Origin of the sequence: Psychroserpens sp. XS_ASV72 (genome assembly GCF_041224425.1) — a bacterium.
Taxonomy (GTDB): domain Bacteria; phylum Bacteroidota; class Bacteroidia; order Flavobacteriales; family Flavobacteriaceae; genus Psychroserpens.
On record NZ_JBGFGL010000075.1, the window covers coordinates 101,089 to 120,277 of the forward strand.

18 protein-coding genes are annotated in these 19,189 nt (G+C 34.7%); all 18 read left to right on the top strand.

Translation table 11 applies throughout. The features are described 5' to 3' along the window. Window positions 1-19 precede the first annotated feature (19 nt). Window positions 20-814, top strand: a complete 795-nt coding sequence (locus AB9K26_RS06005; RefSeq protein ID WP_369971634.1) for an FkbM family methyltransferase — start codon at window positions 20-22, stop codon at window positions 812-814. Between the two features lies 1 nt (window position 815). Then, window positions 816-1,685, top strand: coding sequence for a glycosyltransferase (locus AB9K26_RS06010; RefSeq protein WP_369971635.1), 870 nt, complete (start codon window positions 816-818; stop codon window positions 1,683-1,685). A gap of 45 nt (window positions 1,686-1,730) precedes the next feature. After that, window positions 1,731-2,639: a class I SAM-dependent methyltransferase gene (locus tag AB9K26_RS06015; protein ID WP_369971636.1), complete on the top strand. Its 909-nt coding sequence runs from the start codon at window positions 1,731-1,733 to the stop codon at window positions 2,637-2,639. An 11-nt stretch (window positions 2,640-2,650) separates the two neighbouring features. Continuing rightward, the gene (locus AB9K26_RS06020) at window positions 2,651-3,523 is read left to right on the top strand and encodes a glycosyltransferase family 2 protein (RefSeq protein ID WP_369971637.1); all 873 of its coding nucleotides are present in this window, start codon (window positions 2,651-2,653) and stop codon (window positions 3,521-3,523) included. Then, a complete protein-coding gene (locus AB9K26_RS06025; protein WP_369971638.1) occupies window positions 3,523-4,524 on the top strand; it encodes a glycosyltransferase family 2 protein in 1,002 nt (333 codons plus the stop codon). The genes AB9K26_RS06020 and AB9K26_RS06025 overlap by 1 nt, the downstream gene beginning before the upstream one ends. Window positions 4,525-4,526: 2 nt before the next feature. After that, entirely contained in the window at window positions 4,527-5,915 is a 1,389-nt protein-coding gene (locus tag AB9K26_RS06030; protein WP_369971639.1) for an asparagine synthase-related protein, read from the top strand. Window positions 5,916-5,951: 36 nt separating this feature from the next. Further along, window positions 5,952-7,043: a glycosyltransferase gene (locus tag AB9K26_RS06035; RefSeq protein ID WP_369971640.1), complete on the top strand. Its 1,092-nt coding sequence runs from the start codon at window positions 5,952-5,954 to the stop codon at window positions 7,041-7,043. After that, window positions 7,043-7,894: a sulfotransferase domain-containing protein gene (locus AB9K26_RS06040; protein ID WP_369971641.1), complete on the top strand. Its 852-nt coding sequence runs from the start codon at window positions 7,043-7,045 to the stop codon at window positions 7,892-7,894. Before AB9K26_RS06035 ends, AB9K26_RS06040 begins: the two co-directional genes overlap by 1 nt. A gap of 18 nt (window positions 7,895-7,912) precedes the next feature. Beyond that, window positions 7,913-8,980, top strand: a complete 1,068-nt coding sequence (locus tag AB9K26_RS06045; RefSeq protein WP_369971642.1) for a hypothetical protein — start codon at window positions 7,913-7,915, stop codon at window positions 8,978-8,980. A 71-nt stretch (window positions 8,981-9,051) separates the two neighbouring features. After that, entirely contained in the window at window positions 9,052-10,230 is a 1,179-nt protein-coding gene (locus tag AB9K26_RS06050) for a glycosyltransferase family 4 protein (protein ID WP_369971643.1), read from the top strand. Next, the gene (locus AB9K26_RS06055; RefSeq protein WP_369971644.1) at window positions 10,217-11,416 is read left to right on the top strand and encodes a glycosyltransferase family 4 protein; all 1,200 of its coding nucleotides are present in this window, start codon (window positions 10,217-10,219) and stop codon (window positions 11,414-11,416) included. The genes AB9K26_RS06050 and AB9K26_RS06055 overlap by 14 nt, the downstream gene beginning before the upstream one ends. 84 nt (window positions 11,417-11,500) lie before the next feature. Continuing rightward, the gene (locus AB9K26_RS06060; RefSeq protein ID WP_369971645.1) at window positions 11,501-12,229 is read left to right on the top strand and encodes a class I SAM-dependent methyltransferase; all 729 of its coding nucleotides are present in this window, start codon (window positions 11,501-11,503) and stop codon (window positions 12,227-12,229) included. 46 nt (window positions 12,230-12,275) lie between these two features. Beyond that, window positions 12,276-13,601 (top strand): glycosyltransferase family 2 protein, encoded by a 1,326-nt coding sequence (locus AB9K26_RS06065; RefSeq protein WP_369971646.1) that lies wholly within the window; start codon window positions 12,276-12,278, stop codon window positions 13,599-13,601. Next, complete coding sequence (locus AB9K26_RS06070; protein WP_369971647.1) at window positions 13,601-14,704, top strand: glycosyltransferase family 4 protein; 1,104 nt, start codon at window positions 13,601-13,603, stop codon at window positions 14,702-14,704. Before AB9K26_RS06065 ends, AB9K26_RS06070 begins: the two co-directional genes overlap by 1 nt. Further along, window positions 14,701-15,831 carry a glycosyltransferase gene (locus AB9K26_RS06075; RefSeq protein WP_369971648.1) on the top strand — a complete coding sequence of 377 codons (1,131 nt, stop codon included), beginning with the start codon at window positions 14,701-14,703 and terminating at the stop codon, window positions 15,829-15,831. Before AB9K26_RS06070 ends, AB9K26_RS06075 begins: the two co-directional genes overlap by 4 nt. 145 nt (window positions 15,832-15,976) lie before the next feature. Continuing rightward, window positions 15,977-16,786 carry a transglutaminase domain-containing protein gene (locus AB9K26_RS06080; protein WP_369971649.1) on the top strand — a complete coding sequence of 270 codons (810 nt, stop codon included), beginning with the start codon at window positions 15,977-15,979 and terminating at the stop codon, window positions 16,784-16,786. Between the two features lie 57 nt (window positions 16,787-16,843). Continuing rightward, entirely contained in the window at window positions 16,844-18,208 is a 1,365-nt protein-coding gene (locus AB9K26_RS06085) for an O-antigen ligase family protein (protein ID WP_369971650.1), read from the top strand. Continuing rightward, window positions 18,159-19,172 carry a glycosyltransferase family 4 protein gene (locus AB9K26_RS06090; RefSeq protein ID WP_369971651.1) on the top strand — a complete coding sequence of 338 codons (1,014 nt, stop codon included), beginning with the start codon at window positions 18,159-18,161 and terminating at the stop codon, window positions 19,170-19,172. The genes AB9K26_RS06085 and AB9K26_RS06090 overlap by 50 nt, the downstream gene beginning before the upstream one ends. Window positions 19,173-19,189 lie beyond the last annotated feature (17 nt).

The window sequence follows — 19,189 nt, forward strand, 5'->3', positions numbered from 1 at the left end:
ATATTCTAATTTTACTTGAATGTCTGTCAAAAACATATTAAAGCAAATATATAACAAGGTCAATCGCCTGTTTCTATCCAGTTTTGATAAGCAACTTCTCAAGCTTAAATCACAAAAGGAAGGTCAAATTGATGTAAAGGGTTTTCCATTTTATGTACACCATGGAAGAGCCTTTTACGATACTTACAATGAGATTTTTATCGACAAGATTTACGATTTCAAAACCGATAGCCAAGAACCAATAATAATAGATTGTGGTGCAAACATGGGTTTGAGTTTAGTGTACTTCAAATCAATCTATCCGAAGGCAAAAATCCTAGCATTTGAACCAGATGAATCGGTGTTGCCATTTTTAGAGAAGAATATAAAATCGCAGCAGCTTTCTGGTGTTGTTCTTTACAAGAATGCCGTTTGGAAATCTGATGAAGAACTCACTTTCTATACCGATAGTGGTATGGGTGGACGCGTAGGTGTTTCTTACGATAATCAAGAACCTGTAAAAATCAAGGCATTGCGATTACGCACATTTCTCGAACAACCTGTTGATATGTTAAAGATTGATATTGAAGGTGCTGAATATGTGGTTTTAAACGATTGTAAAGATGTCTTAGGAAATGTAAAAAACCTATTTGTTGAATACCATAGCGAGATCGGTGATGAGCAGCATTTAGATGATATCCTACAAATTTTAAAGCAAAACGGCTTCAGATATCATTTAAAGGAATCGTTTTCACGAAAAAAGCCATTCATATCACGTCATATATTATGTGAAAGATTTGACATGGCTATAAATATTTTTGCTTACAGAGAATGACATGGAATCAACACCTTTAGTTTCAGTTTGCATCCCAACGTATAATGGTGCTAAATTTATTGAAGCAGCTTTAGATTCCGTTTTAGAGCAAACCTATTCTAATATTGAAATTATAGTTTCTGATGATACCTCTAACGATCAAACGCTTGAGCTGATTAAGAGCTATATTCCTAAAACTAAGTTTCCGATAACTATACACTCAAATGATACTAGAGGGATTGGTTATAATTGGAATAATTGTATGAAATATGCCAATGGTGATTTCATCAAATTTTTGTTTCAAGATGATATCATGATGCCAGATTGTGTTGCCGAAATGGTAAAAGGGTTCCATTTAGTGCCTCAAGCTGGACTGGTAGCTTGTAAGCGCTCATTTATTGTTGATGAAAATGTCAACTCGAAATCTGTTGACGATTGGTTGGAAGTTTATGGCGATTTGCAACAGCATTTGAACTTAGATTATAACCCAGTGGCAGTTATTACTAAATCAATATTTAAATCCGATAAATTTTACAGTGCTCCAGTAAATTTTGTGGGAGAGCCAACCGCTGTGATGTTTAAACGCGATTTGATTAAAACCTTGGGATGGTTCAGAAACGATTTGAATCAGTTTTTGGATTTTGAATATTGGTTCCGAATCTTAAAAGAAATGCCAATAGTCATCATCGACAAAAAACTTATCGAGTTTAGAATCCATCAAAACCAAGCGACACAACAAAACAAAGGGAAAATGGCTAATGACGTGGCTGTGTTCAAGCGTATTCTTTATAAAGACTATTTCTGGTTGTTGAGTAGATACCGAAAAAAGCAGCTCTTTTTGGAGTTCAATCCAATTGGAGTTTTTCTGAGTAAAGTTTTCGGATATAAATGAATTTATAGTAGATTGCTGAAAATTTAAACCTAAGCCCATTAGACTTTGTTTGAGATCTTAAAAAAAATCCTGAATAAGCTACCGTATGTTAGAACACTTCACAAAAATCTAGCAACGTACAAAAAGGATATGCATTTTCCGCCTGGTCATTTTTATTCTCCTATTGTCTCAAGGGAAGAGATCAAAAAGAAAGAACATATCATTTGGAATACAGCGTTTCCTGAAACTATAGAAGGGATAGATCTTCAAGTAGACAATCAAAAAGCACTGTTAGAGAAATTAAAGGCTTATTACGATGAGATTCCATTTCCAGAATCTGAAAAAAAAGGGACGCGTTATTATTTTAAGAATAAGTTTTATTCTTATACCGATGGAATCACATTGTATTCCATGCTAAGACACTTTAAGCCAAAAAAGGTAGTCGAAATTGGCTCCGGATTTTCTTCAGCTATGATGCTGGATGTGAATGAATTATTTTTGGATAATCAAACCGCTTTAACCTTTATTGAGCCTTATCCGACCAGGTTAAATTCCTTAATTACGGAATCTGATAAGCAGCAAACAGAAATTATCGAAGCCTTTGTTCAGAATGTAGACATGAAAGTGTTTAAATCTCTAAGTAGTGGTGATATTCTGTTTATCGATAGTTCGCATATTGTTAAAACAGGAAGTGATTTGAATCATATCCTCTTTCATATTTTACCACAACTGAATTCGGGTGTGTTGATACATTTCCATGATGTGTTTTACCCTTTCGAGTATCCAAAACGATGGGTTCTTGGAGGTTTCAATTGGAATGAGGATTATTTCTTGAGAGCTTTTTTAATGTACAACACCGATTTTGAGGTTGTTCTATTTACAGATTACTTGCATAAATGTCACAGTTCAGTTTTTGAATGCATGCCAATGACCTATAAAAACACTGGAGGGAATTTCTGGATTCGAAAGAAATAACAGCATTGAATATGGCAAAACCACTTGTATCGATCATATTGCCAAATTATAATCATGCGCCTTATTTGGAGGAACGTTTGGATAGTATCATCAACCAAACCTATTCAAATTTTGAGCTCATTATTCTCGATGATAACTCTTCTGACGAGAGTTTAGAGATTTTAAAAAGGTTCGAGAATCATGACAAAGTAAGTCATTTCATCATCAATGCCGTAAATTCTGGTTCACCGTTCAAACAGTGGCAAAAAGGACTAAATCTCGTTAAAGGTGATTATGTTTGGATAGCAGAAAGTGACGATAAAGTCGATTATAACTTTTTGGAAAGTCAAATAGACACGTTGCTTTCCAATGACTGTGATATTGTTGTCGCTGAAACCTTAAAGTTCAATAATGACAAAGGCGTTTACGGAGAAGTGAACCATCCTATTTTTAATCGACATCTTAAGCAAGAACTCATTCTAGATGATGTCCTTTATTGTCCGATTTTAAATGTCAATGCTTCTGTCTTTAAAGCCAATTTGATATCTAAGGCAAAAACATTTGCAACGTATAATATCATAGGTGATCGAGTGTTTTACCATGAAGCTTTTTTCGGAAAGATGATTGTTCAAAACATGGATACCAAAGCTTTTTTTAGAAAATCAGAGGATAGTGTTTCTGCTCTAGACCATAGGAGCTTGTCATATTACAAGAATTACTTTTACGAACACATACGATTTCTAAACAACATAAACGAAACCACTCCTGTTACTTCTGAACTTCACAACCAGTACGTAAAAAAGTTTTTTAATCGTGTTAGATATCGTTTGTCTAGAAGTGAAAAGCTTAACTTTACCTTTTTGAAGATGTATCTAAAATTTCGACAAAATTTAAAGGGTTCTTAATGAGAGTAGGATTGGTCATAACGGTAAAGAATGAAGAGCGTCTGCTAAGACAAAATTTGTTGTACCATTTGGGTATTGGTATCGAAAAGATCTTTGTGTACTTTGATGGTTCAACCGATAAGAGTCGTCAATCTGTTGAAGATCTCGACAATGTGATGTGTTCTAACTCGGTGCCCAAAGAGAAATTTGAAGATTTAGAGTATTTAGATGAACTAACATCAAATTATAATACCATCCATACCGCAAGACAATGCCTTAACACTTACGATGCTCAAATAAAATGTCGTGACCTAGGAATCGATTGGCTTGTATCATTGGATGCAGACGAACTATTTGTTACCGGAATCGACACACCTCCTAGCCTAGCGGATTTTTTTGAACCTCATAAAGCAGTAGATGTGGTTCAGTTACAAACCTTAGAAGTTTTGGGTAGGCAAATGGCTTATGATAAAGTAATGTTAGAAGCTACAGAGTTCAAGTTTAAAAGGAATTTTAAGAACCACTTTAACCGTATTTATTTTTCCTATTTAAATCCATATACAAAGAAATTCATCAAACATTCCCATTGGTTAGGTCATAATATGGGAAAGCTGGCCATTCGTGTCGATTCTGAAACCATTCCTAAAAATGTACACCGTTATAAAACCATTGATGGCTCTGAATTGAAAAGTGTCAAGGATGGGTTTTTATTGCATTATCACTTATATGATTTTGACGATTTTATAAAGAAATATAAAAATTTCAAACACCATCCCAATACATTCCTTAGTGGAAATTCCATAGGAACATTGAAAACCTTATGGAGAGATATGGTCAATGATGACCAATTCGATCAGGAGTATTTAAAAACTTATTTTAAAACCTACATCTTAATTGATAAGAAAAAGTACAAGCGATTGCATCATTTGAGATATGTGCCATTTTTAAAACGAACTGAACAAGCCGTAGTTCAAATAAACCATCCAAAAGAAGTCCTTGAAAGCTTCAAGGAAAACTTATAGACATGTCCGAAATCAAAACAACCATAATTCCTGAAAAACAAACCTTTGCGACTATTAAAGGTGCATCGAAAGCCATAGATTATGAAGCGATATGTGCTTTTGTTGCTACTGGGTTTTTCTTGGATAATGATACTTATTGGACACATAAGAAAGTCCTTCGACCAGGAACAATAAATCAATTGGATGATGAAGGAAACCTAATTTCATCTTCAAAATATTTTGAATGGTATCACAATCCAAATAAGAACTTAACTTTTGACGACTCTGTGGAGGCGTTTGGCGACTTGTTTGAACGAATCATTGCTGAGCAAGTTGATGATAAAAAGGTGATTTTACCTTTGTCTGGCGGACTTGACAGTAGAACACAAGCTGTCGCACTTAGTGCGTTAGGAAAAAAAGTTTCGGCCTATAGTTATGCTTTCAAAGGTGGTTACCCTGAACACAAAATAGGACGTAAAATTGCGAAACAATGCCATTTTGAATTTCAGGAGTTTCTTATCCAGCCAGAATATTTATGGGATGATATTGAGCAACTAGCCAAAATTAATGAGTGCTATTCTGAATTCACGCATCCAAGACAAATGGCAGTCATCAACCAATTTGAGCAAATGGGAGCGATTTTTAGTCTCGGACATTGGGGCGATGTGCTTTTTGATGATATGGGAGTTCCTGATAATCTAGACTTTGAATCACAAATTGAAGTGCTCAAGAAAAAAATCATTAAGCCTTCAGGATTATTACTAGCAAAGAAGCTATGGAAGCATTTTCAATGTGATGGAAATTTTGAAGATTATTTACATGAACGCTTCAGTGATTTACATAAAAAAATTGACATTCAAAATAGTGCCAATGCGAGAATAAGGGCATTCAAAAGTGAATATTGGGCGCCGAGATGGACAAGTATCAATTTGAGTATTTTCAGTGAAGTAAGACCAATTACAGTGCCCTATTATCACAACGATATGTGCGAGTTTATATGCGAAATTCCAGAACAATTTCTTGCCAATAGAGCCATTCAAATTGAATACATCAAACGAAAGAACCCTAAGTTGGCACACATCGTTTGGCACCAACAAAAACCTTTCAATCTCCACAATTACCAATATAATAAGTCGCCATATAATTTGCCTTACAGAGTGCTTTCCAAACTTAGCAGGATAGGCAAAGAGTTAATGGATAAACCTTTGATACAACGCAATTGGGAAATGCATTTTTTAGGAGAATCCAATCAAGAGCGTTTAAAGCATTATTTATTTCAAAGTGATTTTATTCCGAAGGATTTAGCCCTTAATGTCCTTGATGAATTCAATACTAAGGACCAGGTCTTTCATGCGCATGCTTTAAGTACGTTATTGACCTTAAGTTTATGGGATAAATTATACAACGATTAGTATCTTTATCACCGAGTTGTAAATGTGATTTATTGAATGCCAACCAAGAAAATTAAAATATTATATACCATCCCAAATTTTGATACTGCAGGTAGTGGAAAAGTGGTTTACGACTTGGTCAATGGTCTCGATAAAACCAAGTTTGATATTGAAATAGCATGCACTCATGATAGAGGCGATTTTTTTAAAACGGTTGAAAAATTAGGATGTCCCATCCATATTTTTGACACTAAAACGGTATATCGACCTTATTATTCCTTATGGTCTAGATTGAAGCCTATTTCAAGATTCTATAAAAAGAATGGCTATCATATTATTCATTCTTGGCAGTGGAGTAATGACTGGACGGAAGCACTTGCTGCGAGATTGGTTGGTAAAAAATGGATTTACACCAAAAAAGCCATGGGCTTCAATAAGCATTGGAAAATAAAAAGTGTTTTGGCCAATTTTATTATTACCATTAATGATGAAATGAAGGCTTATTTTCCGAGGAAAAAATCCCAAAAACTTATTCCTTTAGGAATCGATACGGCTTATTACAATCCGGAATTATTTGAAAAGCAATCCAACGATTTTTTTGACATCATAACGGTTGCCAATCTCGTTCCTGTTAAAGGGATTGAGGTTTTGATTAAGGCCGTTCACCATTTAAATGACCAACGAATCCGCCTTAGTATTCTTGGTGATCATGCCAATGCCTATGGAACTAAAATGCAAGAACTTTGTGAAAGTTTAAACATGTCTGGTCAAGTTAGGTTTTTAGGAAAACAGATGGATGTGAGACCTTATGTGGCAAAATCTAATTTGTATGTAATTCCTACTTTGGATGAAGGACGAAAAGAAGGAATGCCAATGGCGTTGGTTGAAGCGATGAGTATGGGAATTCCAATTCTGGGTTCAGAGGTTACAGGTATTAAATTTGTGCTTAAAGACTTTAAGGAATTATTGTTTCGAGCTGGAGATTATAAGTCGCTTGCAGATAAAATCACAAGCATACAAAAAATGACTGCAGTTGAACGCCAAGTATTAGGTGCTAACTTGAGATCCTATTGTATTGATAATTTCGGTATGGAAAAGTTCATAAGCGCACATGAAGCATTGTATTTTAATCTTGTTGGCAGTAATTAATGGCAAACTTTAATAAACATATTGTCATTGTTGGAACTGCTAGAAGCGGTACAAGTTGGTTAAGTGAAACCATCGCAAGGCAACATAGGTATCGAATGCTTTTTGAACCAGAACATGAAACACGAACAAAGCGTGGCTATTTGATTTGTGATCAATGGATTGAAACAAGATCTGAAGCAGAAGAAGCTTATCGGTATTTACGTCAGGTGTTTCAAAACCGAGTCGATTGCGATTGGATAGCACAAAATAGCAATCGGAAATACAAAAGGCATCTGTTGCCATTCATACCTAAAATGTTTGTCATCAAGTTCGTAAGGGCGAATTTAAGTGCACAATTCATCAATGAGACATTTCATATTCCAGTTGTTCATATCATAAGAAACCCTTACGATGTGATCAGGTCACAACAACAAGTCAGTTTTCCTTGGCTTTTTGATCTCTCCATTTTTTCAAAACAAGACAAATTGGTCGACAAGATTATGGAAACCTTTAACTATGATATTAGACGTTATTCAAACCTAAACCCTATTGAACAGCTGACTTTAAGATGGTGTATTGAAAATGTACTTCCTTTGGAAGTCCTTGGAGGTTACACAAGGCAGTCCAAAATCATAAAATATGAAGACCTTTCAAGAGACTTGAATGTCTTTCTTGAATTATGTCATCAATTTTCATTGGAGCCCATATCAAATGTGAAGGAATTCTACAGAACGCCTTCAAGTAAAACACATCCTGACAGTCAGATCATCACCCAAAAAAATAAGGCCAAGAATACATTTTCAGTTTCAGAAAGAAAAGCCATTAATAATTTATTGGATATCTTTGAAACGGAATTATATCCAAGGGAATAATAGACACCATAGCAATCAATGAAATTATACTATCCCAAGTCTTTACTTTTTCAAAATTCAAAAAGTAGATCTGCTTTATTTCCTTTATTGAAAGTATTTCTGAAATCGGATGGATTTGTTCCAGATCCTGCTTCCACAACGTTTAATATACCAGATCAAGAGATGCAATTGGTAGATCAGATTGAAGATGCTGATATTTTGATATTACCAATGTCTTGGGACTATTATGTTAATGAAGGAAAGGTTAATGTAGCTCAAGAGTTTATTTTGAATATGGCAGAAACCCATAAACCGGTTGTCATTTTTATGTCTGGCGATTTTGGAGTTAAAATGAAAGATTTCAAAAACGTTACTGTGTTTCGATATAGTGGGTATCAAAACAAATTACCGAAATCGCATGTAGGTTTGCCTGCTTTTATAAGAGATCCTTTGGAGCGTTATTACAATTCAGAAACGGTGATGCTTAAAGACTATGATGCAATGCCAACCGTTGGTTTTTGCGGACAAGCATCTGATTCGTTTTCAAATAGATTAAAAGAATCGGCTAAAGTCATGGTTCGAAATATGCGTTATTATTTAAGGCTTTCGACTTTAAGTCCGCAAACAATCGAATCTACATCCTATAACCGTTACAAACTGATAAAACTAGTTCAGAAGTCGAGAAAACTAAAATCAAATTTTCTTATCAGAAGTCAATATGGCGCAGGAATAAAACATGGAAGAGGAGCCACTAAGGTTGCCGAGGAGTATTTTGAAAACACCAATACTTCAGATTATATTCTGTGTTATAGAGGCGCTGGTAATTTTTCAGTAAGGTTTTATGAAACTTTGGCTATGGGAAGAATTCCAGTGTATATCAATACCGATGGGTTTTTACCCTTGGCGAATCAAGTAGATTGGAACAATCATGTGGTATGGATCGAACGTTCAGAAATAAAATCCTTGACATCAAAAATTTCAGATTTCCATAACGCTCTTGGGAAAGATGGTTTTTTAGAGATTCAAAAGAGAAATCGCGACCTTTGGAAGAATGAACTCAATTTATGGAGCTTCTTTTACAAGGCTTTTCAAAACATTCAAAAATAATTTTATATTGTTTTTTGATTATCTTAATATTGACCAATCATTAACAGCAATCCTAGACCTTAATCAATAAAATGGGCCATCGCTTAAAAGTAGCCATATTTTCTGGAGTTATTCCTTCTTCAACTTTTATTGAAAGACTCATCAATGGATTGGCTTTAAGTGATGACATCGAAGTGCAAATGTTTGGAATGCTTCAATCCAAAACCCAATATGGCAAGCAAATTAAAGTTTTTGGTTATCGAAACAACAAATGGAGTAAGCTGATCCTTCTTCTTAAGTATACTGTGTTACTGACGCTTTTTAAAAGAAAAGCTAAAAACAAATTAGACCAGTTACTCAAGTCGGAAAACCGTTTAACTCTACTAAACAGACTGAAATTTTATCCTGTGCTTTGGCATCAACCACATATTTTCCATTTGCAGTGGGCTAAAGGTTTGAAAGATTGGATTTGGGTTAGAGATTTTGATATGAAATTAGTATTGAGCTTAAGAGGTACTCAAATAAACCAATCGCCTGTGGCAGATAAGGAATTGGCAAACGATTATAAATCGCTCTTTCCTCATGTTGATGCATTTCATTCCGTTTCTAAAGATATTGCTGAACAAGCGCAAAAGTATGCGGCTAAAAAAGAAAACATAAAGGTTATTTATAGTGGTATCGAACCTATGACATTGCAAAAAAGTCAAAAAAAGGAATCTAATGTTCTTAAAATTATTTCAGTTGGAAGACCACATTGGGTTAAAGGCTATACCTATGCCTTAGATGCTTGTAAACTATTAAAGGATAAAAGCTTCAATTTTGAATATACAATCATTGGTGCCTCAAAGAATATTGAATTGGCATATCAAATACAAGATTTAGGTTTGCAGGATTGCGTAAAGTTATTTGATACAATGCCATTCGAAAAAGTACAGCAAGCTATTTGCAATTCTGATTTGTTCCTTTTGCCAAGTTTGAATGAAGGATTGGCTAATGTAGTATTGGAATCAATGATGCATAAAACCCTTGTACTCACAACAGATTGTGGAGGGATGTCAGAAGTTGTTTCAGAAAGCATCAACGGATTTATAGTGCCTATACGTGATTCTAAAGCGATGTCTGAAAAAATATTGGAAATCAGTATACTTTCGGAAGCTGAGCGAAAAAAATTAACAGAAAATGCCTTTACAACTGTAAGAGAGCAGCATAACACGAAGCAAATGATTAACGGAATGCTTCAACTATATAAAGAGTTACATGATGCCAAATAGTAAGACTACATCTCAAACCATTGGTATCGTTTTATCAACAGTACCAAGATACTCTGAGACTTTTTTTAGGAATAAAATCAAAGGTCTTCAAGAAAATGGTTTTGATGTGGTGTTGTTTGTGGATTATGTTGAGGAAGGTGATTTGGATTTTCCTTGTACTGTGATCGCTTCGGCTAATTATAACTCCAGTCGATTGAAATCACTTTCAAACATTACTAAGGCTTTATTTAAAAGTATTTTTAGCCATCCAAAAACAAGTATTCGCTTTCTACGTCTCGAAAGAAAAGACGGTCTGTCACTAAAGAATAGTTTGCGTAATACGATTGTCAACGAATTTTTATTGCGAAAAAAAATAGATTGGTTGCATTTTGGATTTGGAATGCTGTCAAGCAATCGGGAAAATATTGCTCAAGCCATTGCTGCTCAAATGGCGGTGAGTTTTAGAGGTTTCGATTTGTATCTTTCACCACTGAAACACAAAGGTTGTTACCAACGTTTGTTTTTGAAAGAAGTAAAGTATCACGTGCTTTCTCATGAGATGAAAACTGATTTGAAAGCCCAAGGAATTCAGTCTGAAAATATTATTGTGATTCCACCAGCGATAAATGTTGACTTTTTTCAATCTGACGGGAATGTAAAAAAAGAAGCATCCATACAATTGGTCACTGTTGCAAGGCTACACTGGAAAAAAGGTTTGGAGTATACGCTTGAAGCCATTCGCTTACTGAAAGATAGTAATATCGATTTTCATTATACAATTATTGGTGAAGGATCAGAATATGAAAGGTTACAGTTTGCTACGCATCAATTGAATGTTCAAGATCATGTTACTTTTACTGGAAAATTACCTCAAACGGAAGTTAAGAAGTATCTAGAGTCATCACATATATATTTACAATATAGTATTCAAGAGGGATTTTGTAATTCGGTTTTAGAAGCACAAGCCATGGGACTCTTGTGTATTGTGTCTAATGCGGAAGGTTTGAGCGAGAATGTTCTCGATCAAAAAACAGGATGGGTCGTTCCTAAGAGACAACCTGAACTATTAGCACAAAAAGTACAAGAGGTCATTCGTTTAAATCCTCAGGAAAAACGAGCTATTAAAGAGGTTGCAATAAAGCGGGTTCGAGAGGAATTTAACTTAGAACAACAGAATGAAGCATTTTTTAAGTTCTACAATCGCTAAAATTTCTTCAGCTTTTTAGGGAAACTCTAAGGTTTTTTGTCGCATTATATCTAATATTGTAATCTTTAGGAGCTATAAATCACTATGACAACATACGAATTCTTTAGATGGGTTACTTTTCCAATCATGCCCACACATTTAGTTACTGTAAGAAACGATATAAAACGTCTTTTAAAATTAAGCAGTAAAAAACCTTCTGTATTAGATGTTGGTGGAAGAAAATCTCCATATACGATCCATCTTCCAATGGATGTGACCTTATTAGATGTTCCTCAAGAATCAGGTACTCGAGAAACACTTAATTTAGGCTTTACAGAAGATATACTAAGTACCATCCAAAAAAAGCGAAGCAATATTAAGAATTTGGTCATTCAAGATATGACGAAATCCAATTTACCAGATGAATCTTATGATGCGGTTGTCTGTATTGAAGTCATTGAACATGTTGAAGAAGATGATGTATTTGTAAAAAACATTTCTAAAGTCATCAATACAAATGGTTGGGCTTATTTTACAACACCTAACGGTGACTATATCAAAAATGAAGGTCCGAATAAAAATCCTGATCATGTAAGGCATTATACGAGAGCAGATTTAAAAGCGCTTTTGGAAAAATATTTTACGAATGTCGATGTGCATTATGCGGTTAAAACAGGAAAATATCGTGTACAAGGATTGAAAAGCTTTAGTGTTAGTAGGCCATGGAGTACATTAAAATCCATCGTGTCAAATATCATCAACCGTTTTCAGTCCAAAGGTGTTGAAGATACGGCCAAGGAAACAGCACATCTCATTGCCATAGCATATAAATGATAAGCGTTTGTACTAGAAGATAAAATTGAAAACAGGAGCGTAATCTATGCCATTCGAATTCTTAAAATATCTTCAACCAACTCATTACTTTCGGTTATTCACTAAATCGAACAAATCGGTGTTTCCAGTGGTTAATGATTTACCTGAAGTTATACATGTAGAATTGGAAGCAGATAAACACTATCAGTCTTCTCAAGCTAAGGATTATGATTTGTCATGGCAAGCCATTCAAAAAGGATATATTGGTGAAGCGAATCTTTATACAGATTTTGCTAAGCTTCCAGTAATTGATAATTATCGTTTTATTCGAAAAAACTTTCATGGCGCTTGGGTATTTTATGTGCTTGTTTTACGTTTATTCTCTTTCAAAAATCCATTCGTTGAGTTCTCAAGTTGGTATAAAACCAAATCTGTGAAGAGGTTAAACATTGAGCCTATTCAATCGTATGATGCAGACTTTGCTAATTACAGGTCAGAACTCTTAGAAAGAAATCCTATTGTTAGTGTTATTATACCAACCTTGAACAGATATGAATACCTCAAAGATATTCTGAAAGATTTGGAATTGCAGGATTTTAAGAATTTTGAAGTGATTGTAGTAGATCAATCAGATGCATTCGATAGGTCATTCTATAATGATTATGATTTGGATATTCAATTGATTCATCAAAAGGAAAAAGCGCTGTGGTTAGCTAGAAATACAGCTATTCAAAAGGCTAGAGGCGAGTTTATTGCTTTGTCTGAAGATGATGTTCGCATTCAATCAGATTGGATAACTACACACTTAAAGTGTCTTGACTTTTTTAACGCTGAGGTGTCTGCTGGTGTTTTTTATCCGGAAAATAAAGGGATTCCTAAAGATCGCTCGTTTTTTGCGGTTGCTTCTCAGTTTGCAACAGGAAATGCAATGCTATACAAAAGCGTATTTGAACAAGTCGGATTATTCGATAGACAATTTGAAAAACAACGGATGGGAGATGGTGAATTCGGGATGCGACTGTATTTAGCAGATATCAAAAGTATTTCAAACCCAAAAGCATCCTGTGTCGATGTGAAAGCAGGAGTTGGCGGATTGAGAGAAATGGGAAGTTGGGATGCCTTTAGACCGTCAAACTTTTTTGCACCAAGACCCATACCAAGTGTTTTGTATTTTTTCAGACGTTATTTTGGGAAGACGCCTTCACGATTGGCATTATTGCGAATGGTACCATTATCCATCTTTCCGTATCAGTTTAAAAAAAATAAACCCTTATTGCTAATAGGTGTTTTAATATCCATATTGTTGTTACCTATTGTTTGTTACCAGGTATCTAAATCTTGGTACTTAGCAACTAAAAAAATCAATGAAGGTCCGATAATTCCAAAATTGTAGTGAATAACGAAAGTCGAAATATTCTTATTGTAACGTCTGAGTTTCCTCCTCAGCCAGGTGGTATTGGTAACCATGCTTACAATTTGGCAGTTTCACTTTCAAAGGAAGGTTTTAACGTTTCTGTGATTGCCGATCAAAGATCTGACGATGGAATAGAAGAGAAACAATTTGATACGGAACTGCCTTTTCAGGTCACTAGAATTAAAAAGCGCAATGTTCGACTCATTATGTACGTCAAGCGTATTTTGAAAACCAAAGCACAACTTAAAAGGGCTTCACATGTAATTGCTACTGGTAAATTTTCATTGTGGAATGTAGCTTTTTTGAGTTGGTTTAAAAGTATCAATACGCTTGCTGTCATTCACGGCACGGAAGTGAATTTCAAATCATTTTTCCTTCGGAAATCTATAAATCTGTCTTTAAAAAGATTTGATACCATAGTAGCAGTTTCGAATTACACCAAAAGTCTGGTTTCCGATTTAAACAAAGAAGTTCATGTTATTCCTAATGGCATCAATAATGAAAATTGGCAAAAACCTCAAGATACTTTAACAAAATTAATAGGTAGTCCATCATTAACTACAGTAGGAAGGGTAAGTCCGCGAAAAGGACAATTAAATGTGATCAAGTTGTTACCAGAATTGATAAAAACCTATCCTCAACTTCATTATCACTGTGTTGGCATCGCTACAGAAGCAGATGCCATACGTTCTCAAGCTAAAGCACTTAATGTGGATTCACATATTACCTTTCATGGTGTACTCAGCCATGAAGCACTTCAAGATGTATTAAACAAAACAGATATTTTTGTGATGCTCAGTTCTGAAACCAATTCAGGAGATGTTGAAGGTTTTGGCATTGCTATATTAGAAGCTAACGCACTTGGTGTTCCAGCCATTGGAGCTCTTGGTTCGGGTATTGAAGATGCCATCAAACCGAATTGTAATGGAGAATTAATTGAAGTGTCTAGTGCTGAGCAGTTTAAAATAGCAGTATCCAAAATTCTATCTCATAAAGAAGATTACCAAACACAAGCTGAAAATTGGGCCAAGGAGCACGATTGGTCCTACATAATTAAACACTATATTGCTTTGTTGAAATGAGTACATTAACCATTATTTCACATACAGAGCATTATAAATCCTCAGATGGAACCTTGGTAGGATTGGGATCAACCATTACAGAGATTAACCATTTGTTAGAGATTTTCGATCAGATTATTCATGTGGGCATGTTTCATGAAGAAGAAGCACCACCAAGTGCCTTGCCGTATATTTCAGATCGCATCACTTTTGTCGCGTTGCCTGCTTTAGGAGGTCACGGATTTATTGATAAGGTGAAAATCCTATGGAATACACCTCGAGTCTTAAAGATTGTTAGAAACAGTATTAACCAAGCAGATTATTTCCAATTTAGGGCACCAACTGGAATAGGTGTTTTTGTATTACCATACTTAACACTTTTTTCTTCTAAGAAAGGCTGGTTCAAGTATGCTGGAAATTGGAAGCAAAAAAAGGCTCCTTTGGCATATCAATTTCAACGTTGGTGGCTGAAAAAGCAAAAAAGACCAGTGACAATCAATGGTAAATGGGAGGATACACCAGAGCATTGCCTTGCTTTTGAAAATCCATGTTTAACTGAAAAAGAATTCATCGAAGGTGAAACATGTATTGAGAATAAGCAATGGAATGCAAGCGAGATTAGTTTGTGTTTTGTTGGTAGATTGGAAGACCAAAAAGGGATCGGACTTTTAATTGAGGTTTTATCAAGGCTTGACCAAAACGAAAAAACAAAACTTAAAGACATCCATATTGTTGGTGATGGTGCAAATGTTGGCACTTACAAACAAGCAGCGAGCGCAAGTGGTTTGAATTTTGTATTTCATGGTGTGTTGTCAAGAAAAGAAGTTCATCGAGTTTATAAAATATCACATGCCATTGTGTTGCCTTCAGCTTCTGAAGGTTTTCCAAAAGTTATATCAGAAGCCATGAACTATGGTTGTATACCTGTGGTGTCAAATGTGTCTTCCATTTCAAATTATGTAAAAGATAACATTAACGGATTTTTATTTTATCCAATAACTTTTGAGAATCTTGCTGATAAAATCAAAAAAATATTAAATTTGACTGATTTACAGTATTATAATATAATCAAATCCCAAAATCAGGAACTTATTAAATTTACCTACTCATATTATAACAAGCGAATAAAGGAGGAAATATTAAGATAATAGTGATTCTATTATATGAGAGATGTCAAGCATGTTTCACTTAATTTTTGACCTTTTTTTTATGCGTTTTATGGACCGATAATTTTTTTTGGTCTTTTAAAAAATTAGTTACTTTTAGCACTTGCTAGGAAACAAAGCTGAGTAGATGGTTTTAAAAAAAATATCTTGGATTTTCAAGAGACATCCATTTTTGTATATGGCGCGATTCAAGTTGTTGGCCAAAAACTCAAGCATAGAAGAGATTCAGAATTGCACTTATAATCAGTTTAATCATAAGGAAGATATTCCGGTTTACTTTCAAGAAATCAATTCAAGAGTCTTTGTGTCTGGAAAACCTGATTCAGATATGGACCTAATAAAGCAATTGAGCGTTTGGTTACAGAATAATATAAAAGGTGGTCCAGGACTAAGTGAGCCTTCAGATGAAGCCTTAAAGATCATGCTTTCTGGAAGAGGAGGAGTCTGTAGCGATATGGCTCAGGTGTTTAACAATTTTTGCGTTATTAATGATATTAAAGTGCGTGAATGGGGAAATACAAGAGCGCCTTTCAATAAGTCTTATGGAGGCCATTCATTTAATGAGTTTTATTCCAAAGAGCTAGATAAATGGATTTTAATTGATGTTTCAAGTAGCCTTTTCTTTTATTCAAAAGATAGTGAAACACCTTTGTCTGTTTTAGAGCTCTATGAGTTGGTTAGGGATAATAAGGAGGTTCTTTTCAGAAGTTTTAATACCAATAAAACACTTAATGTAGCTACAATAAACCGAAACTATCTCGATGTTGATACTGTCCCTTTTCTAATTTGTAACTATTCCAACAAAACCTATGATTCTTTTTTAAAGCGAACAAGACCCCTTATTCCAGTTTTTGTAACACACTTTATATTGTATCTTGTGGGCAAAAGTTATCATTATCGTTTTCCATTTGGAGATTATAAAAAAATTTTCTCTTAGTAGTTGATTTCTAGCTGCATGTAAGATGAATTTATTGATAAACGCTTTAGTTTACTATTGAAAACAGATATTACATATATTAATGCAATCATCTTGCATATTTTAATTGGAATGCTAACCTATTTCAATGAAAATCTTGCCAAGGTCTATTTTGCTATTGCATTGGTTTACTTTTTGTCTAAAATCATTTTATCTGAAAAATCATCCAAAACATTTCATGTTTTATGTGCCTGTGCCTATTTTGTAGGTGCTGAGGTATTGTTTAGAATCACCAGAGGATCTATTTCTTATGAAGCAGGTAAGTATCTTGTGATTCTATTTGTAATCATAGGAATGTTTTACAAAGGTATTTCGGGTAGGGCTTATCCTTATTTTCTGTATGTCTTACTCTTAGTGCCTTCCATTTTTGTGGCATCTACGACCTTAAGCTTTGATGCCAATTTTAGAACGAATATTGCATTTGTACTCAGTGGTCCGGTTTGTTTAGGTGCTGCAGCATTGTTTACATATGATAAAAAAATAACGTTCAACCAACTTAATAAGGTTTTGCTGTATGTATTGCTGCCCATAATTTCACATACAGTTTATATATTTTTTTACAATCCAAGTGTCAAGGACGTTCTGTCTGGAACAGGATCTAATAGAGATGCTTCAGGAGGTTGGGGAGCAAATCAAGTGTCAACCGTTTTAGGACTAGGCATGTTTATTTTGGTGGTTCGTTTATTTACCAAGTCACCATCATTGGGATTAAAACTATTGAATATAGGCTTATTTTCAGTCATTGCCTATCGTGCTATCGTAACATTTAGTAGAGGAGGAGTTATTACAGCAGTAGTGGCTATTTTGGCATTTCTTGCCATATATTATTCTAATGTTTCCAAGAAAAAGAAAAACGAAGTGGCATTAATGTTTATGTTTTTTGTTTTTGCGTTTAGCTTGACTTGGGTAGTAAGTTCTTCTCAAACCGATGGCTACATAGACTTAAGGTACACGAATAGAGACCACCTTGGAAGGGAAAAATCTGATGTCACGACGGGTAGAAAAGAACTCTTTGAAGAAGAACTTGAAGGATTTGTATCCAATCCTTTTTTAGGTATTGGATCCAGTAGGGCAAAAGATCAGCGTATTGAAGTTGAAGGTCAAGGTGTTACCTCTCATAGTGAGCTCAGTCGTTTACTTGCCGAACATGGTATTTTTGGCGTCATAATTTTAGTGATTCTGTTGTTTAAACCTTTAGATATGAAATCCCGAAGTAAACATAATTACTTTTTTTACGCATTCATGTGTTTTTGGTTCGCAACGATTAATCACTCATCAATGCGACTCGCTGCACCAGCATTCATATACTCCTTAGCACTTTTAAATGTAGTTAATGAAAAACGTTCTTTACATAGGAAACAACTTAATCAAGAAAACATCTAATATTTCTGGAATTCAGATTTTAGGTCCATTATTGGAAAATGAAGGTCTTAGAGTAACATATACCTCATCTCATAACAATAAGTTCTTGCGTATTATAGACATGGCTTATTCATGTTTAAAATATGCAAAGAAGGTAGATGTTGTTTTAATTGATACCTACAGTACTCAAAACTTTTATTACGCTTATATAATAGGAAGATTGTGTAAGCTATTAAAGCTAGAGTATATTCCTATTCTACATGGCGGAAATTTGCCTTCAAGGTTGAAAAACAGCCCTAATCTCAGTCAAAAACTTTTCAAAAATGCCTTCATGAATGTGTCACCTTCCTTATATCTCAAGGAAGCTTTTGAAGCTCATGGAATTAATAATATTATTCATATACCAAATGCTATTGAAATAGCGAAGTATCCATTAAAGCCAAAGGAATACAGGACGGTAAACCTCTTATGGGTACGTTCGTTTTCAGAAATATATAATCCCTTAATGGCGGTTGAAGTGTTAAAACTAATAAAAGCGCAGTATTCAGATGCCACACTTTGTATGGTTGGTCCTGATTCTGACGGAACGCAAAGCAAGGTCCAGCAATTAGCCAACACACTTGACTTACAAGTAAAATTCACCGGAAAGTTAACAAAGGAAGAATGGATAACCCTTTCAGAAAACTATAATATATTCATAAACACAACCAATTTCGATAATACTCCTGTGAGCGTCATGGAGGCAATGGCCTTAGGTCTTCCCGTAGTATCTACAAATGTTGGAGGTATTCCTTATTTAATTCAAGATGAGTTTGATGGTCTATTAGTAAATCCCAACGATAGTGTTGCTATGGCAAAAGCTATAAATGAATTGATTGATGATAAGGTTAAACGAAAATCGATCATAAGCAACGCTAGACGAAAAGTGGAGTCGTTTGATTGGGATGAGGTAAAAAAGAAATGGCTTCAATTATTGAAGGCTTAATAGCATATAGTTGATTT

What these genes read in the sequence shown, in the direction of transcription:
- AB9K26_RS06060 (WP_369971645.1), top strand. Translation starts at nt 11,501, where the DNA reads ATGACAACATACGAATTCTTTAGATGGGTTACTTTTCCAATCATGCCC.
- AB9K26_RS06055 (WP_369971644.1), top strand. Translation starts at nt 10,217, where the DNA reads ATGATGCCAAATAGTAAGACTACATCTCAAACCATTGGTATCGTTTTA.
- AB9K26_RS06010 (WP_369971635.1), top strand. Translation starts at nt 816, where the DNA reads ATGGAATCAACACCTTTAGTTTCAGTTTGCATCCCAACGTATAATGGT.
- AB9K26_RS06065 (WP_369971646.1), top strand. Translation starts at nt 12,276, where the DNA reads ATGCCATTCGAATTCTTAAAATATCTTCAACCAACTCATTACTTTCGG.
- AB9K26_RS06030 (WP_369971639.1), top strand. Translation starts at nt 4,527, where the DNA reads ATGTCCGAAATCAAAACAACCATAATTCCTGAAAAACAAACCTTTGCG.
- AB9K26_RS06035 (WP_369971640.1), top strand. Translation starts at nt 5,952, where the DNA reads ATGCCAACCAAGAAAATTAAAATATTATATACCATCCCAAATTTTGAT.
- AB9K26_RS06080 (WP_369971649.1), top strand. Translation starts at nt 15,977, where the DNA reads ATGGTTTTAAAAAAAATATCTTGGATTTTCAAGAGACATCCATTTTTG.
- AB9K26_RS06045 (WP_369971642.1), top strand. Translation starts at nt 7,913, where the DNA reads ATGAAATTATACTATCCCAAGTCTTTACTTTTTCAAAATTCAAAAAGT.
- AB9K26_RS06040 (WP_369971641.1), top strand. Translation starts at nt 7,043, where the DNA reads ATGGCAAACTTTAATAAACATATTGTCATTGTTGGAACTGCTAGAAGC.
- AB9K26_RS06075 (WP_369971648.1), top strand. Translation starts at nt 14,701, where the DNA reads ATGAGTACATTAACCATTATTTCACATACAGAGCATTATAAATCCTCA.
- AB9K26_RS06020 (WP_369971637.1), top strand. Translation starts at nt 2,651, where the DNA reads ATGGCAAAACCACTTGTATCGATCATATTGCCAAATTATAATCATGCG.
- AB9K26_RS06025 (WP_369971638.1), top strand. Translation starts at nt 3,523, where the DNA reads ATGAGAGTAGGATTGGTCATAACGGTAAAGAATGAAGAGCGTCTGCTA.
- AB9K26_RS06090 (WP_369971651.1), top strand. Translation starts at nt 18,159, where the DNA reads ATGAAAAACGTTCTTTACATAGGAAACAACTTAATCAAGAAAACATCT.
- AB9K26_RS06050 (WP_369971643.1), top strand. Translation starts at nt 9,052, where the DNA reads ATGGGCCATCGCTTAAAAGTAGCCATATTTTCTGGAGTTATTCCTTCT.
- AB9K26_RS06005 (WP_369971634.1), top strand. Translation starts at nt 20, where the DNA reads ATGTCTGTCAAAAACATATTAAAGCAAATATATAACAAGGTCAATCGC.